Origin of the sequence: Burkholderia sp. AU6039, assembly GCF_002223365.1 — a bacterium.
In the GTDB taxonomy this organism is placed as follows: domain Bacteria; phylum Pseudomonadota; class Gammaproteobacteria; order Burkholderiales; family Burkholderiaceae; genus Burkholderia.
Map to the genome: position 1 here is coordinate 219,158 of NZ_NKFK01000008.1, position 16,604 is coordinate 235,761.

Sequence of the window (16,604 nt, forward strand, 5' to 3'; positions counted from 1 at the left end):
CTTCTCCGGCTCCGGCACCCGTCATGCCCGGTCGCATTCCCGTCAAATCCAATCGTCAGGAGATTGTGCGATGAAAATCGTTGTCATCGGTGGTTCGGGCCTGATCGGCTCACGTGTCGTCACGCTGCTCGCCGAAGCGGGTCATCAGGCGCTGGCCGCCTCGCCGAGCACCGGCGTCAATACCGTCACGGGAGAGGGCCTGGCCGAAGCATTGACGGACGCGGATGTCGTGGTGGACGTGGCGAATGCGCCGTCGTGGGAGCCGCAGGCGGTACTGGACTTCTTCCGCACGGCGGCACGCAATCTCGGCAAGGCCGAAGTGGCCGCGGGCGTGCGCCATCACGTCGCGCTGTCGATCGTCGGCTGCGACCGGATGCCGGAGAACGGCTATTTCCTGGCCAAGGTCGCGCAGGAGCAGGCGATCGAAGCGGCGGGCGTGCCGTACACGATCGTGCGCGCGACGCAATTCATGGAATTCATCGGCGGCATCGCGGACTTCAGCACGCAGGACGGCACGGTCCGCATCGGCGACGGCCTGTTCCAGCCGATCGCCGCGGAAGACGTGTCGGCGCTCGTCGCGCAGATCGCGCTCGCCGGGCCGCAGAACGGCACGGTCGAGATCGCGGGCCCGGATCGCGCGCCGTTCGCGGAGATCGTCGCGCGCTACCTGAAATCGGTCGGCGATCCGCGCGCGGTGGTGACCGACCGCGAAGCCCGCTACTACGGCGGCCGCGTCGAGGAAACCTCGCTGGTGCCGCTCGGGAATGCGCGACTCGGCCGCATCGGCCTCGACGCGTGGCTGGCGCGAGGCTGATTCGCGTTCGCACATGTGACGGTTCGCAGGCGCCCGCGGATCGCGGGCAATCGGGATGATTGGCATGGGGGCAGCGGAAAATGAATCATTCGGAACCATCGGAGTACGGCGTGCGGCGCGACCTGGCCGGTCGCGCCAATGCCCTGTCGGCGAGCTTTGGCGCGAGCTATGCGGGCATCCTGGCATTCGTTGCCGTGGCGAGCGAGGGCAGCTTCACCAAGGCCGCCGAACGGCTCGGCGTCGGGCGGCCGGCCGTGAGCCGGAACGTCCAGAAGCTCGAGGCGCAACTGAGCACGCGGTTGTTCCAGCGAACCACGCGCACGACCGAACTGACGTGCGAGGGCCGGCGCTTCTACGAGAACTGCCATCAGGGCGTCGCGCAGATCGTGGAAGCCATGAACGACATGCTCGAGTTGCGGCAGGGGCCGCCGCGCGGCCTCATTCGCATCAGCTCGGCCGTGGGCTTCGGCAGGAAGATCGTGGCGCCGCTGCTGGCCAAATTCACGGACGCGTACCCGGACATCGACATCGACCTGCTGCTCGACGATCGGCCGATCGACCTGGTGTCCGAGCGGATCGACGTGTCGTTCCGCAACGGGCGCATCGAGGATTCCAGCATCATCGCGCGCCAATTGATTCCGATGCAGATGGCGCTCTGCGCGGCGCCGTCGTACGTGGCGACGCACGGGCTTCCGCAGAGCTTGGAAGATCTCGACCGGCACGCGTGCATCAATTTCAGGTTCGCGAGCGGACGCCTGTTCGAATGGGAGTTCAATGTCGACGGCCGCCCGCGGAAGTACCTGCCGACCTCGCGCCTCACGTTCAACGACGCGGACCTGGTATTGCGCGCGGTGCTGAACGGAGCGGGCATTGCACAGTTGGCGGGCTACCAGATCCGCGACCATCTCGCATCGAAGGCGCTCGTCGTCGCGCTGGCGAAGCATGTGCCGGAAGATCGCGGCCACTACATCTGCTATCTGAGCCGGCAACACCTGCCGACGCGCATCCGGATCTTCGTCGATTTCATGACCGAGCAGATTCGTGCGCTCGACCTGAACTGCATGACGCAGTTCAACCGGGATCTCACGGTTGCTTCGTCGACGGGATTGGCTGCTTGAAGAATACGGGGCTTGGGGGAAGCGGGCGGTCCGCCGGCTTCCATGGAACTCTTCCACTGGCCACGACTTTTTCATCGGTCGAAGCAACGACGAGCCACGCAGGGCAAGTCGAGTGCGTAAAGCCGCCTGCCGAATGATCGATAACAGTGTTTTAATGAATTGGCGGTTTATTCAATATCGCGCAATTAAAGACGAGAAAAAACTGGCTTAAATTAAAAAAGAATCAGGCGTTTGATTAAAATTAAAAAAAGATCAATGCGGAACGTTTATTTTTCAGGTTTTTGCGGATAAGGTTCGGTTCGGTGAAAGTGATTTGTCAGAAAACGCGGCGATTCATCATCGCGTGCCGCGGTTTCATCGGGTTGCCGCTTTTGCCGATCAGTGTGCGCGACGCCGTGTCGAAAGGAACCCCTGCCGGGGATCCTGCGGCAGGCCCGACATGCGCATATCCGTTCCGACATCGACGTCATGAGGGCTCATGAACAAGATCATCCGCAGATACGTTGCTTCCGTGGTGCCATGCGCGTTGACCGGCGTGGCACTGCTGGTCGCGGCGGCCGGCGTTCAGGCGCACGGCCGTTTGACCGAACCGCCTTCGCGTATCGTGCTGTGCACGCAGGGGCAGAATCCGAACTGTCACGTCGACGCGTGGCATGCGAACGCGATGGAGAACGGCAAGTTCTTCCCCGCGACGCAAAGCGGCCTGTCCGATCCGTTCGCGCCGGCCGACGCGAAGAATGCCGCACCGCCGCCGGACGGCGAAATCGCCGGCGCCAGCACCAATGGCCCGCTGCCCGTGCTGAACGAGCAGTCGCCGAGCCGCTGGCAGAAGATCCCGCTGCGGCCGGGCGCGTTGCAGAATTTCAAATGGGAATTCAGCGCCGTGCACAAGACGCGTCGCTGGAACTACTTCATTACACGCGCCGACTGGAACCCGTCGGAAAAGCTGACGCGCGCGCAGTTCGAGCCCACGCCGTTCTGCACGATCCAGAATCCCGGCCAGCCTTACTGGGATCCGAACGCGAACCTGGTGCCGCAGCAGCCGACCATTCACCAATGCCGGTTGCCGGTGCGTAGCGGTTACCACGTCATCCTGGCGGTCTGGGAAGTCGCGGATACGGCGATGGCGTTCTATCAGGTCGTCGATGCGACATTCACCAATGGCGATACGACCCGCAGCCCGTTCTGATACGGCTGCGACATGGCGCGCCCGGCGATGGCCGGGGCGTCATGAATGGAAGAGCGCCGCTCAGGAGCGCCGATGCGCTCGCCCGCTGACCGGGCAGTCTCCAGCCCGGCTTGCCGAAGCAGCCCCATCATTGCCTCTCCGCCCACCCGCGCGACGCCGTCTTACGGCCGGATCGCATCGCCTGAATTTCGTCGATTTGAACAATCAGTCGGATGGCTGCGAGCTATCCGTTTGAATTATCGAATCGCGACAATTGCAATATGGCGATGCGATCACGTGAATATTTCGGGTTTCGATATTGATGGAAATAATCGATTCCAGGGTTGATGCCTGATGATTATGTAGTATAACAAATCGAAGTGCCGGCGCTGGATTGAAGGATCACTACATCGGCCGTCGAATTGTTTTCCGTCGTTGAGATAAAGACGGAATCAATATCGGAATTTGTCTTCAAGTGGCAATTTGTAAGGTTGATTTCTTTTGAATTCGACCTGGGCGGAGCTTTGTCAATCGAAAGGGGAAATCATGAGCCAGACCGGAATCGAGGGCATGAAAATGAAGCGCAACCAGCAAACCGGAATCGTGCGGCGATCGACCTTGAGGGGCGCGCTGGTGCTTCTGCTGGCAGGGTCGTTTTTCGGCGCCGGCGCTGCCGCGGCGGGTGCCTTGGGTACATCGGGTACCGGCACGGCACCGGCATTCGTCTATAGCCCGTACAAGGACGCGACGATTTCGATGAACTGGAACACGAACGTCATCTCGACGAACGTCACGGGTCAGCTGATCCCGGTGCTGTCGGTGCTGCCAACCGGTGTCCGCACGCTGACGCTCGCGTTCGCGACCGGTGAATGCGGCAGCGAGAACTGGGCGGGCGTCGACGGCGGCGCGATGGCGGCTGCCAATGTGCCGCTCTTCACCGCGGCCAACGTGAATTACGTGATTTCCACCGGCGGCGCGGCCGGCATGTTCACGTGCGGGACGGATGCGGGCATGGCGGCCTTCATCGATCGTTATGCATCGAGCAACCTGATCGGCATCGATTTCGATATCGAGGGCGGGCAGACGCAACAGGTGATCAACGATCTCGTCCAGCGCGTGGCCGTCGCCCAGCGGAAATATCCCGGCCTGCGCTTCAGCTTTACGCTCGCGACGCTGGCGCCTTCCCAGCAGGGCGCGAGCACGGCAAGCTCGTGGGGCGCCAGCGCCCCCGACAGCTTCAACATATACGGCGACTGGGTCATGCAGGCGATTCAGGCGGCCGGCCTGAAGAACTACACCATCGACCTGATGACGATGGACTACGGGTCGGCTAGCGCGGGGAACTGCGTGGTCGCGAACGGCACCTGCCAGATGGGGCAGTCGGCGATCCAGGCCGCGATGAACCTGCACGATCACTGGGGCGTACCGTACAGCCAGATCGAGCTGACGCCGATGATCGGCGGCAACGATGTGGTCGGCGAAACCTTTACGCCGGCGGACGCGGACACCGTGGCGCAGTTCGTGAAACAGAATGGTCTCGCGGGTGTCCACTTCTGGTCGTTCGACCGTGACGTCGATTGTCCGCCCGGTGCCGCATCGTCGACGTGCAATTCGATCGGCGGTGTCGGTACGCTCGGTTATACGAACCGGTTTGCCAACCGCCTGGCGCCCGGTAAATGAACGAAGCCGGGCAAGGAGGAGACCGTGCGGGTCGCCCGTATGATTGCGACGACGTTTCGCATGGTCTCCGATTTGCGCGACCGGGAGCCGGAGGCATCGCCGTTGTCGAGGGCCGTGCCGGCGGCACTCGATGGATGCGCTCGCCAGGGCGCAGCGTCAGCGTCCGCCCTGGGACGACGCGCCACGCTTGTCGAAGAAGTGCCCCATCAGTTCGAGCAGCGGCCGGCGTCGCTTGGTCACGGCGAATGCCCACTCGTGGGTCTGGCGCGGCGCCTCGGCCGTCGAGACGGCATCGAGCAGCCGTTGTGCGCGAGGCAGGTCGTACCACGGCAACCACGGGTACGCATGATGGGCGACGTGAAGGTTGAAATTCAGGATCACCCAGCGTGACCAGAGGGGAACGTTGGCGCAGCTGTGCGACACCACGTCCTGCTCCCAGAGCGGCGGGCGTGCCGCGTCGTCGGCCAGCAGCGGGATCTCGGCGTGATGCGGAAGGTTGAGCAGTTCGACGGCCATCAGCAACACGATCCACAGGATCGTCGAGAACGCGATGAGGCTGCCGAGCACGCCCGCACGATACGCCAGCGCGCCGACCGCCGCATAACCGGCCAGGTAGAGCGCGCTGAATGCGATCTCGGTATTCGATTTCGCGCGATGCGCAGGCGTATCGCGGTGCAGGAACGGTGCGATCCAGTGGCTGAGGAAATGATTGAACGCCATCATCGGGATCCAGTGCCGCCAGATGAATTCGAGCGTACGCGCGCCGCGTTCCGTCATCACGGAAAACTTCTGGATCATCTTGCGATTCTCCGGATCCCGTGTCGGGTGCGCGGTCCACGCGTGATGGCCCAGATGCGATCTGCGCCGCGGCAGGTACGGCAACCCGATGATCCATCCGCATAGATGGCCGATGGCCTCGTTGCACGCGCGCGAACGCGATGCGGCGCCGTGCAGTGCCTCGTGCAAGATCAGGTAGAGGTGAATCAGCGCGAGCGTGGCGAGGACGAGCGCGGCGATGCGTGCGGGCCCGCCGGCGAGCCAGAGCACCCACGCAGCGGCAAGCAATGCGACATCGGCGAGCCAGAGCGCGAGCGTCAGGTGTCCGGTGGGTCCGTTCGGCAATGTCGCCTTGACCGAGCGCCATTCGTCTTGGGTCATGTGCTACCTCGAATGAGTGGATTGATGGGGGGCGCGGCGCGTGGCCGGCGCGGATCTCAGGTGGACAGGATGCGTTGGCCGATCTCGCGGTAGGCTGCATCGAGCACGTCGATGTGTGCATCGAGTCCGTTCTTGCTCGCGAAGCCGTTGTCCCGCCGGGCGAGCAGCAGGCAGTCGTAGCGCGCGCCGCGGCTCCAGTGCCACGCCGGCAAATAGGCCGTGATCCGGAAGCCGGCGTCGAGCATCGCCTTGACCAGCGTCAGCTTGTCGGCGAGCACGATCGCGCCGACATAGGCCGCCGTGCCGCGCCGTTTCAGGAAACGCAGCAGGTCGGCCGTGACGTCGCGCTCGGTCATGAACGGGCCGCCTGCATGCCGGCAGAGATAGATCGCATCGGCCCGCTCGTCGACCCGAAACGTGAAGGCGTCCGAGCACTCGTGCCCATGCCCCCAGAAACAGGTATCGGGATACGGTGCCGGCGTACCGGCGACACCGAGCGGCTCGAAGATCGCGCCGCGCAGAACGTCGGATTCACGGAAGATCGGGGAAAGCGGCAGGCAATGCGTGAAGCTTGGCGAGCGGAATTTCTCGAGCGCGATGACGTGATGTTCACGCACGCCATGCGCGCTGTCGGGTGACCCGTCGTGTCCGACCACGACGCCATCGAGATGACGCAGCAACGCACGCAGCGCGATATCGGTGCGGGCAATCGCGAAGGCCAGGTCGTGATCCGCGGCCGGCAGCGTGTCGATCGCGGATTGCATCAGCGCCGACAGGACACCCAGATGACGATGGTGCCGGGAAATCATCGCGCGGCCGTATTCCCACGAGCGATTCTGCGCGTTGTAGCTGACGCTCATGCAACCGATCGTGGCTTGCGTCTCCTCTTCGGCGACAAACCACAGCTCCGATTTGTTCGAGACGGCGCGCCTTACATAGCCCGCATCGAGACAGGGGTGCGACGAGTCGCCGTATTCCCGTTCGAACAGCGCGCAGATTCCCGATGTGTCCGACACCGTTCCGCGGCGTATCCGGAGTGGCCGGTGGCGGGCGCCGTTGGGCTCGACGCTGTTTCCGCCCGCGGTGCTGCCATAAATTGAATTCATCGCCTTGCTTGCCCTGGTGATGTTGGGGGATTGCGCGAATCGAGAGGCGACCCGCGCATCGTCGGCGACGACTTTAATTATCCTTACGTTTGATTGTCAAACAAATTCAATCGATTTATTCATTGTTGATTTCATTTGAATGATGAGGTTGATGGTTGTCGAAAACGAGCGCGATGTCATGAAATGAATGGCTGATATCGGCTTGTGTGGCGGGTCTCGGGGAGGAGGATCGTGTCGCCTTAAAATGGATTGAAGAGAGGAAGGTGGCACTCAAGAATTGCTTTCATGAATTGAATAATTCATTGGAGTGGTTGAAGTGCTGTCAATAAAAATATCGTGACATCGGTTCCATTTCTGGTTCTGGAAATCAAAGTCGTTTTATTTTTGCTTTTGATGCGTTAGCGGTGTTCAATGTAAAAACGCCGATTTTTCCGGCTGCGGTCGCCGCGCGTCGGCGGTTCACGACCATCACGAGGTTGACGGCTTGCCGGCGCCCACCATGCCCACAAAAATCGACAAATCGGAACAGATGGGCGCAGTGTTCCCGCCTACCATCCGCACGTACCTCGCGCATTCGCGCGCCACCGCAGTATCGGCAGCTGCATCGCCCGCATTCCGCTGCACGTGTCTCCCTCGCACCCTCGCATCCTGACAAGCCGCCCAACAGGCAAAGGATTCGCCATGTCCGCAAGATCGTTCGCTTCATTCGTGTTGATGCTGCTGCTCGCGGCGTGCGGAGGCGACTCCGATTCGTCCGCTCCCGGCAGCGCATTCGCGGCCACCTCCGTGCGCGCCTCGCAGGCCGCCGCGTGGAAACCGCTCGTGCCCGGCACGAGCTGGCAATGGCAGATCGACGGCAACCGGATCAACGAGACGGTGCTGGACGGCGTGAACAACCCGCGCAAGATGTTCGACGTCGACATGGAGCTGACCGATGCCGGCACGATCCAGCGCCTGAAGGCGAAGGGCATCTATGTCGTCTGCTACATGGAGGTGGGCGGGCGCGAGGACACGCGTGGCGACGCCGGCAAGTTTCCGGACAGCGTGCTCGGCAATCCCGTCGAAGGATACGAAGATCACGAACGCTGGCTGGACATTCGCCAGACCACGATCCTGATGCCGCTGATGCTGGCGCGCCTCGACCAGGCGAAGAAAAAGGGCTGCGACGGCATCGAGCCGGATCTCGACGACAGCTATCGCCAGGAGACGGGCTTTCCGCTGACGCGTGACGATCAGCTGCGGTACAACACGGCGCTGATCGCCGCCGCGCACGATCGCGGGATGTCGATGGGCCTCAAGAACGGCTCGGGAATCGCTGCCGCCATGGCGAAAGTGGCCGACTGGGCGCTCAACGAGCAGTGCAACAGGTTCCACGAGTGCGGCGACTACGCGAGCTTCGTCGCGCTGAACAAGGCCGTGTTCAATGTCGAGTACACGCGCCCGGACGGCATGACGCTCGCGGCGTTCTGCCCGGCGGACAACCAGGCCAATTTCGACGGCATTCTGAAACTGTCGAGCGACACGCTGGCGGCGCTGCCGCGTGCGGCCTGCCGGTTCGAGTGAGCGGCGCGACGACGACGGGGCGCACGATCGTCTCCGTCCGGCATCGTCAAGCGCCCGTGCATCCTGCGTGACCAACTGCCCGCTTGCGTTCACGACCTGCTGCTGGCCGCTCGCATGCTGGTACGCGCCGATCAGATGGAGATCGGTGCGCTTCGACAGCGCATAGTCGGCGCCCAGCGACACCTGGTGGTACTTCGCGTCGACGGTGCCGCTTGCCTTCTGCACGCATGGCCGATGCCGGGTAGGTGGCGAACGCGCGGCAATTCCGTCAGGGATTGGCAGCATGCCATCCGTATTCCCACAGCAGATTCACTCGACGTGACGACAGCGCATATCCAGGCGGCGAGCCGACGGGCCGACGCGAACTTCCGTCGCGTCGTTAAGTGGCAAAATTGGCCAATTAATGCTGTTTTGTGGTTTTTCATTCGGATGTCATCTCGCGTCGCGATAGTGCGGGATCGCGCGCCAGCCCCGGGAACGAACGAAGCGAGCTTGCCGGTTCGCGTCGCACGCGGGAATACGTCCATGGGATGCGGCCAGCAGCAACCGATACGCGCGCCCCGAACAGGCAGCGCGTGTTACCTCGACAGAAGGAACGTGCAATCGTGAACGCCATCGCAGCGGCAGACTCATATGACGTGGTCATCGTCGGGGCCGGCATCGTCGGCCTCGCCCATGCTTATACGGCGGCACGCAAGGGGCTGCGCGTCTGCGTGATCGAACGTGATGCCGCATGCGTGGGTGCGTCGATCCGCAATTTCGGCTTCGTCACCGTCACCGGGCAGCACGCCGAACACAGCTGGCGGCGTGCGCGGGCGAGCCGCGAGGTCTGGGCGGACGTCGCGCCGCAAGCCGGCATCGACGTGCTTCACCATGGCCTCCACCTGATCGCGCGTCGCCCCGAGGCGATGCACCTGATCGACGCGTTCATGCAGACCGGCATGGCGGACGGCTGCCGGGTCATGATGCCCGGCGAGGCAAAGGCCGTCGCGCCGGAACTGCGGCTGGACGGTGCGCAAGGCGTGCTGCACAGCCCGCATGAACTGCGCATCGAGCCGCGTACCGCGATCGCGTTGCTGGCGTCCTGGCTGGCGGAACGCTTCGACGTGCGGTTTCGTTACGACGAGATGGTGCACGAGGTGCGCACGCCGGCCGTGCGTACGTCGCGCGGCGTGCTGCACGCGGAGCGCGTGATCGTCTGCGGCAATGCGGACAGCCGTCACTTGGTCGGCGGCTGGTTCGCGCGGCACGCGGTGCGGCTGTGCCAGTTGCAGATGCTGCGCGTGCGGCCGCGCCGCCCGCTGGCGCTGCGCGCCGCGGTGATGAGCGACCTGAGCCTGCTGCGTTACGCGGGTTTCGCGGCGCTACCCGCCGCCGACGCATTGCGCACGCGCCTCAAGGCGGAGGAACCCGAATGCCTCGGTTACGGCATCCACCTGATCGCGGTGCAGAGCGCGGACGGCAGCCTCGTGGTGGGCGATTCGCACGAATACGGCGCCGCACCGCTGCCGTTCGCGACGCAGGAAATCGATGCGCAGATCCTGCGCCTGCTGCACGAGACACTCGATGCGCCGGAACTGGACATCGTCGAACGCTGGACCGGCAGCTATCCGTCGGCGGCTGATGCCGATTGCGTGATCGAGGCGCCGGACGACGGCACGCGCGTCGTCGTCGTGACGAGCGGCGCCGGGATGAGCACGGGCTTCGGGATCGCGCAGGACGTGTTTGCCGCGTGGTGAGGGCGAGGGCCTGCGCGTTGCGCCGTCGCCGGCTTGACCGGGACGCTCGCAAGCGGCGCTGACCGGCGGCGCACGCTGCTGCCGCGAATGCCCGAATGAATCCGAGATGCTCGTGCGAGCGATACGCCTGCCGGCATGACTGCAGGATTCGATCGGCGATTTTAGTGTGTTTAGCGAAACAGGCGAATCATGAATTTGTCTAGTCATCCTGATCTAAAGATCGGATGAAATGCACCATGTCCGTGCCGCGAATCCCCACCACGAGGCACGTCGGAGCCCCGGAATTAGGGGATTTCCCGCGTTTTCCCGGTTTTTTTTGATCAACGCTTGTCGCTCCATTTTTCTTCTTGCATGCTTGTATAGACAAATTCCTGAGGCCGCTTGCATGACCGAAGGGATGACGATCTTCAACACAAGGAGAAATCTCGTGAACGGCAAGCGCATCAAGTGGGCAGTCAGGACGATCGGCATCATCGCAGCGGCAGCGGCCACGCTTTCCGCGCCGGTGCAGGCGAAGGAATGGAAGACGGTGACGGTGGCGCTCGAAGGCGGCTACGCGCCGTGGAACCTCACGCTGCCGGGCGGCAAGCTCGGCGGCTTCGAGCCCGAACTGCTCGCCAACGTGTGCGAGCGGATCAAGGTGCAGTGCAACATGGTCGCGCAGGACTGGGACGGGATGATCCCGGGGCTGCAGGCCGGCAAGTTCGATGTCCTGATGGATGCGATCTCGATCACGCCGGAGCGCGAGAAGATCCTGCTGTTCTCGCGTCCTTATGCCGCGACGCCCGCGACGTTCGCCGTCACCGATACGAAGATCCTGCCGAAGGCGGCGCCGGGCGCGCCGATCGTCAAGCTGTCGGGCGACGCGAATGCCGACAAATCGACCGTCGACGCGCTGCGCAAGCAGCTGAAGGGCAAGACCATCGGTATCCAGTCGGGCACCGTCTACACGAAGTTCATCAACGACAGCTTCAAGGACATCGCGTCGATCCGCGTGTACAAGACCTCGCCCGAGCGCGATCTCGACCTCGTCGCCGGCCGTATCGACGCGTCGTTCGACGACGTCACGTACTACGCGGCGAACAACACGAAGAAGGACACCGCATCGATCGTGCTCGCGGGCCCGAAGCTCGGCGGCCCGATCTGGGGGCCGGGCGAAGGGCTCGCGTTCCGCAAGCAGGATGCCGACCTGAAGACGAAGTTCGATACGGCGATCGGCGCCGCGCTCGCGGACGGCACCGTGAAGAAGCTCGCCGACAAGTGGTTCAAGACCGACGTCACCCCGTAAGCGCACGTCCGGCCGCCGCCGCGCAAGCGGCATGAGCTGAGCGCGGCGGCGCGCATCCTGCCGTTCCTATCAACGCTTGCCGGGAGGCACGCATGGCGATCCTTGAAATGCTGGGCTTCGGAACCGAAGGCTGGGGCGGCGTGCTGCTGCTCGCCGCGCTGATGACGGTCGCGCTGACGCTTGCCGCGCTCGCGGTCGGCGCCGTGATCGGCGCGGGCATCGCGGCCGCGAAGCTGTCGCGCTATCGCAGCGCCCGCCTGCTCGGCGACCTGTACACGACGGTGTTTCGCGGCGTGCCCGAACTGCTCGTCATCTACCTGTTCTACTTCGGCGGCTCGACGCTCGTCACGGCCGTGGGCCAGTGGTTCGGTGCGGAAGGCTTCATCGGCGTGCCGCCGTTCGTGATCGGCGCGCTCGCGGTGGGGATGATTTCCGGTGCGTACCAGGCCGAGGTGTATCGCGCGGCCGTGCTCGCGGTGTCGAAGGGCGAGCTCGAAGCGGCGCGCTCGATCGGCATGCCGCGCAGCATGGTGCTGCGGCGCATCCTGATTCCGCAGGTCCTGCGCTTCGCGTTGCCCGGCATCGGCAACGTGTGGCAGCTGAGCCTGAAGGATTCGGCGCTGATCTCGGTCACCGGGCTCGCCGAGCTGCTGCGCACGAGCCAGATCGCGGCGAATTCGACCCATCAGTATTTCGTGTTCTTCGTCGCGGGCGGCGCGCTCTACCTGGTCATGACGGGGCTGTCGAATCGCGTGTTCAACCGGGCGGAAGCGATCGTCGGCCGGTCGTTCCGCCGCAACTTCGCACGCAACTGACGGAGCGCCCATGTCACTCGATTTCGACTTCCTGTTCGACACGCTGCGCCAGCTGCTCGCGGCGGTACCGACCACGCTCGGCCTGTTCTTCGCGTCGCTCGTGCTCGGCGGCCTGCTGTCGCTCGTGATCGTCACGATGCGCGTGTCGCCGCGCTGGCTGGCGAACCGCTTCGCGCGTGCCTACATCCTGGTGTTTCGCGGCTCGCCGCTGCTGATCCAGATGTTTCTCGTGTACTACGGGCTCGGCCAGTTCGGCGTGATCCGCGAGAGCTTCATGTGGCCGCTGCTGCGCGAGCCGTACGTGTGCGCGGTGCTGTCGCTCGCGCTGTGTACGGCCGGCTACACGGCCGAGATCCTGCGCGGCGGGCTGATGGCCGTGCCGGTCGGGCAGATCGAGGCCGGCTATTCGATCGGCCTGTCGGGCTTCGCGCTGCTGCGCCGCGTGATCGGCCCGATCGCGCTGCGCCAGTGCCTGCCCGCGTATTCGACCGAAGCCGTGCTGCTGGTCAAGTCGACCGCGCTCGCCAGCCTCGTGACCGTGTGGGAGGTGACGGGCGTCGCGCAGCAGATCATCCAGCAAACCTACCGGACGACCGAGGTGTTCGTGTGTGCGGCCCTCATCTACCTGGGCCTGAACTTCATCATCGTCCGCCTGCTCGGCGCGCTCGAATGGCGGTTGTCGGGCCACCTGCGCGCGCCGAAGCCGTCCGGCGCACCCGCGGCCGACGCACGCAATGCGCGACGTGTCGCATCCTGACCGCGTCCTTCCTTCCAGGAGAAATCGATGAATACCGCTGCTCCCGTCGCCCTGTCGGTCAGGAACATCCACAAGTCGTTCGGCGATCACCACGTGCTGAAGGGCATTTCGCTCGACGCGCACGAAGGCGACGTCATCTCGATCCTCGGTGCGAGCGGTTCGGGAAAGAGCACCTTCCTGCGCTGCCTGAACCTGCTCGAAACGCCCGACGACGGCTCGGTCGCGCTCGCCGGCGAGGAACTGAAGATGAAGCGTGCGCGCGACGGCAAGCTGCATCCGGGTGACCGGCGCCAGGTCGACCGCATCCGCTCGCAGCTCGGGATGGTGTTCCAGAACTTCAACCTGTGGTCGCACATGACCGTGCTCGACAATCTCGTCGAAGGGCCGCTGCGCGTGCAGAAGCGCAGTCGCGCGGAAGCGGTCGAGGAAGCCGAGGCGCTGCTCGCGCGCGTCGGCCTCGCGGACAAGCGCGGCTACTATCCGGCCCATCTGTCGGGCGGCCAGCAGCAGCGGGTCGCGATCGCGCGGGCGCTCGCGATGCATCCGAAGGTGATGCTGTTCGACGAACCGACTTCCGCGCTCGATCCGGAGCTGGTCGGCGAGGTGCTGCGCGTGATGCGCTCGCTCGCGGAGGAAGGGCGCACGATGCTGGTCGTCACGCACGAAATGGGCTTCGCGCGGCATGTGTCGAATCGCGTGATGTTCCTGCATCAGGGCGAGGTCGATGCGGACGGCACGCCTGGCGAACTGTTCGGCGGCCAGTGCTCCGAACGCTTCCGCCAGTTCGTGTCGAGCCATCATGACCGTGCCGCGAACTGAGGCCGCCATGACCGTATTCCGTTCGGCCCGGCCGCTCGACTGGCGGCAGATCGCGGCGGTGGCGGCCGGCGCGCCGCTCGCGTTGACTGATGAGGCGCGCGAGCGTGTCGTCGCGGCGCGCGAACTCGTCGACGCAATCGTCGCGCGCGGCATTCGCGCGTATGGTGTCAACACGGGCGTCGGTGCGCTGTGCGACGTGATCGTGTCGCCCGCGCAGCAGGGTACGCTGTCGCGCAACATCCTGATGAGCCACGCGGTCGGCGTCGGCGCGCCGCTCGGGGCGGCGGAAACGCGCGCGATCATCGCGGCCGCGATCAACAACTACGCGCACGGGCATTCCGGCGTGCGGGCCGACATCGTCGACCAGCTGGTCGCGCTGCTCGAGCACGATTGCCTGCCGGAAGTGCCGGCGCATGGTTCGGTCGGCTACCTGACCCACATGGCGCACGTCGCGCTCGTCTGTATCGGGCACGGCCACGCGCGTCATCGCGGCGAACGCGTACGTGGTGACGAAGCGTTGCGCCGCATCGGCCGCGAGCCGCTGGCGCTCGGCGCGAAGGAGGGGCTGAGCCTGGTCAACGGCACGCCGTGCGTGACGGGGCTCGCCGCGCTCGCGCTCGCGCGCGCGGAGCGGCTGCTCGACTGGGCCGACTGGATCGCGGCGACGAGCTTCGAGAATCTCGGCGGCCAGCTCGCCGCGTTCGATCCGGCCTCGCTGGCGCTGCGCATTTCGCCCGGCATCGGGCACGTCGGCGCGCGTTTGCGCGCGATGCTTGCCGACAGCGCGATGCTCGCCGCGGCGAACGGGCGACATACGCAGGACCCGCTCAGCCTGCGCACGATTCCGCACGTGCACGGCGCGGCGCGCGACGTGCTGGCGGTCACGGCGGAAGTCGTCGACCGCGAGCTTGCGTCCGTGACCGACAATCCGATCGTCGCGGGCACGCGCGACGCGCCGGCCGTTCATTCGCAGGCGCATGCGGTCGGCGCGGGCATCGCGCTCGCGATGGACAGCCTTGCGGCCGCGATGGCGCAGGTCGCGGCGATTGCCGAGCGGCGGCTCGACCGGCTCGTCAATCCGCTCGTGAGCGGGCTGCCGGCATTTCTCGCGGCGCCGGGCGGCACGTGTTCCGGGTTCATGATCGCGCAGTACACCGCGGTCGCGCTGGTGGCGCAGAACCAGCGGCTCGCCGCGCCCGCGAGCCTCGACGGCGGCATCACGTCGGGCCTGCAGGAAGACCACCTGTGCCATGCGACACCGGCCGCGCTGAAGGCGCTCGACATCATCGAGAACACCACGCGCGTGCTCGCGATCGAGTTGCTGGCCGCCGCGCAGGCGTACGATTTGCAGGAGAACGAAGCGTCGCGGGCGGCGCCGACCGACGCGCTGTGGCGTTACGTGCGCGACCGCGTGCCGGCATATCAAGACGACCGGCCGCTCGCGGACGACATCGCGAGCGCGGCCGCCATCGTCGCGGGCGTACCGCCGTCGCTGGCGTGACGCAGCGGCGGGGCGACGGTCGGCAGGTCATCCCATCTTCATTCGATCGAGGGCGCATGAACGAAGCGGAACGATACACGGCGGCCCGGCCGGGGGCCGTACCGGGCGACGACGTGCCGGCACGCGCGCTGCCGGCCTACCAGCAGATCAAGCGCTACGTGGTCGAGCGGATCGCGAACGGGGACTGGAAGCCCGGCGGCGCGATTCCGACCGAAGCCGAACTGGTCAAGGAGTTCGGCGTGGCGCGGATGACGGTGTCGCGAGCGCTGCGCGAGCTGACCGCCGAGCGTGTGCTGACCCGCATCCAGGGGGCGGGCACCTTCGTCGAGCGCCGTCATTACGAATCGACGGTGCTCGAGATCCGCAACATCGCGGACGAGATCGCCGAGCGCGGCCATCGGCACAGTGCACGCGTGCTGATGATCGAAAGCAGCGACGATCCCGAAGCGATCGAAGCGCTCGGGCTGCGCACGGGGCCGGTGTTTCATTCGCGCATCGTGCATTGCGAGGAGGGCGAGCCGATCCAGTTCGAGGATCGCTACGTCAATCCGGCGCTGTTTCCCGCCTATCTCGAGCAGGATTTCACGGTCGAGACCCCGAACCATTACATGGTGCGGCTCGCGCCGATCCAGCGTGCGGAATTCCGCATCTACGCGCAGAAGCCCGATGCGCAGGTGCGCCGGCACCTCGTGATGGAAATCGGCGAACCGTGTCTGCTGCTGCGGCGGCGCACGTGGGTCGGCGGGCAGGTCGCGACGTCGGTGCAGCTGTGGCATCCGGCGTCACGGTTTCATCTGGCGGGGCGGGTGTAGGCAGGGTCGTGCGCTGCGGCGATCGCTGTCGCTGTCACTGTCGCGAAGGCGAGCGTCGGGTCAGGCTGCCGGCTTGCCGTTGCGCAAGCCACGTGCGGCGGGCGCTCAGGCCGCTTGCGCGGGCCGGTTGACCGGGTACGCGAGCGCGGGATGTTCGCGCAGCGTCGCGCTTTCGCCATCGCGCCGGTAGACGCGACGTGTTGCGCGAACCGATCAACCGCGTTCAGGAAACCGGCCGCCGATACGTGCCGGTTGTTTGCCCGAAA

At 65.1% G+C, this 16,604-nt stretch carries 14 protein-coding genes and 1 pseudogene; 12 read left to right on the top strand and 3 right to left on the bottom strand.

Annotated elements, in window-relative coordinates; translation table 11 throughout:
• Nucleotides 1-70 precede the first annotated feature (70 nt).
• From CFB39_RS36725 to CFB39_RS36745, 4 genes are all read left to right on the top strand, one after another.
• Nucleotides 71-814 carry an SDR family oxidoreductase gene (locus tag CFB39_RS36725; protein WP_089476710.1) on the top strand — a complete coding sequence of 248 codons (744 nt, stop codon included), beginning with the start codon at nucleotides 71-73 and terminating at the stop codon, nucleotides 812-814.
• A gap of 80 nt (nucleotides 815-894) precedes the next feature.
• Nucleotides 895-1,932, top strand: a complete 1,038-nt coding sequence (locus CFB39_RS36730; protein ID WP_089476711.1) for a LysR family transcriptional regulator — start codon at nucleotides 895-897, stop codon at nucleotides 1,930-1,932.
• Between the two features lie 478 nt (nucleotides 1,933-2,410).
• The gene (locus tag CFB39_RS36735) at nucleotides 2,411-3,121 is read left to right on the top strand and encodes a lytic polysaccharide monooxygenase (RefSeq protein ID WP_256991544.1); all 711 of its coding nucleotides are present in this window, start codon (nucleotides 2,411-2,413) and stop codon (nucleotides 3,119-3,121) included.
• Nucleotides 3,122-3,646: 525 nt separating this feature from the next.
• The gene (locus CFB39_RS36745) at nucleotides 3,647-4,780 is read left to right on the top strand and encodes a chitinase (RefSeq protein WP_256991545.1); all 1,134 of its coding nucleotides are present in this window, start codon (nucleotides 3,647-3,649) and stop codon (nucleotides 4,778-4,780) included.
• A gap of 156 nt (nucleotides 4,781-4,936) precedes the next feature.
• Here the strand turns inward: CFB39_RS36745 and CFB39_RS36750 are convergent, their stop codons facing one another.
• Both CFB39_RS36750 and CFB39_RS36755 read right to left on the bottom strand, forming a co-directional pair.
• Entirely contained in the window at nucleotides 4,937-5,938 is a 1,002-nt protein-coding gene (locus CFB39_RS36750; RefSeq protein ID WP_089476713.1) for a fatty acid desaturase, read from the bottom strand.
• Between the two features lie 56 nt (nucleotides 5,939-5,994).
• Nucleotides 5,995-6,798 carry a hypothetical protein gene (locus CFB39_RS36755; RefSeq protein ID WP_256991546.1) on the bottom strand — a complete coding sequence of 268 codons (804 nt, stop codon included), beginning with the start codon at nucleotides 6,796-6,798 and terminating at the stop codon, nucleotides 5,995-5,997.
• Nucleotides 6,799-7,725: 927 nt separating this feature from the next.
• Here CFB39_RS36755 and CFB39_RS36760 point away from each other — a divergent pair.
• Nucleotides 7,726-8,607 (top strand): endo alpha-1,4 polygalactosaminidase, encoded by an 882-nt coding sequence (locus CFB39_RS36760; RefSeq protein WP_089476715.1) that lies wholly within the window; start codon nucleotides 7,726-7,728, stop codon nucleotides 8,605-8,607.
• A 51-nt stretch (nucleotides 8,608-8,658) separates the two neighbouring features.
• Here CFB39_RS36760 and CFB39_RS39910 read toward each other — a convergent pair.
• Nucleotides 8,659-8,826: pseudogene (locus CFB39_RS39910) on the bottom strand (porin); the annotation flags it as partial.
• Between the two features lie 383 nt (nucleotides 8,827-9,209).
• Here CFB39_RS39910 and CFB39_RS36765 point away from each other — a divergent pair.
• The 7 genes from CFB39_RS36765 (at nucleotide 9,210) to hutC (ending at nucleotide 16,338) form a co-directional block, all read left to right on the top strand.
• Nucleotides 9,210-10,346, top strand: coding sequence for a TIGR03364 family FAD-dependent oxidoreductase (locus CFB39_RS36765; RefSeq protein ID WP_373452769.1), 1,137 nt, complete (start codon nucleotides 9,210-9,212; stop codon nucleotides 10,344-10,346).
• 427 nt (nucleotides 10,347-10,773) lie between these two features.
• On the top strand, nucleotides 10,774-11,634 hold the full coding sequence (locus CFB39_RS36770) for a transporter substrate-binding domain-containing protein (protein WP_039353370.1): 861 nt from the start codon (nucleotides 10,774-10,776) through the stop codon (nucleotides 11,632-11,634).
• Between the two features lie 92 nt (nucleotides 11,635-11,726).
• Nucleotides 11,727-12,449, top strand: a complete 723-nt coding sequence (locus tag CFB39_RS36775; protein ID WP_039353368.1) for an ABC transporter permease — start codon at nucleotides 11,727-11,729, stop codon at nucleotides 12,447-12,449.
• 10 nt (nucleotides 12,450-12,459) lie between these two features.
• Nucleotides 12,460-13,206 (top strand): ABC transporter permease, encoded by a 747-nt coding sequence (locus CFB39_RS36780; protein WP_089476717.1) that lies wholly within the window; start codon nucleotides 12,460-12,462, stop codon nucleotides 13,204-13,206.
• Nucleotides 13,207-13,233: 27 nt separating this feature from the next.
• Nucleotides 13,234-14,025: an ABC transporter ATP-binding protein gene (locus CFB39_RS36785; protein WP_039353363.1), complete on the top strand. Its 792-nt coding sequence runs from the start codon at nucleotides 13,234-13,236 to the stop codon at nucleotides 14,023-14,025.
• A gap of 7 nt (nucleotides 14,026-14,032) precedes the next feature.
• Nucleotides 14,033-15,526, top strand: coding sequence for a histidine ammonia-lyase (gene hutH / locus CFB39_RS36790; RefSeq protein ID WP_089476718.1), 1,494 nt, complete (start codon nucleotides 14,033-14,035; stop codon nucleotides 15,524-15,526).
• A 56-nt stretch (nucleotides 15,527-15,582) separates the two neighbouring features.
• A complete protein-coding gene (hutC, locus tag CFB39_RS36795) occupies nucleotides 15,583-16,338 on the top strand; it encodes a histidine utilization repressor (protein ID WP_069250104.1) in 756 nt (251 codons plus the stop codon).
• Nucleotides 16,339-16,604 lie beyond the last annotated feature (266 nt).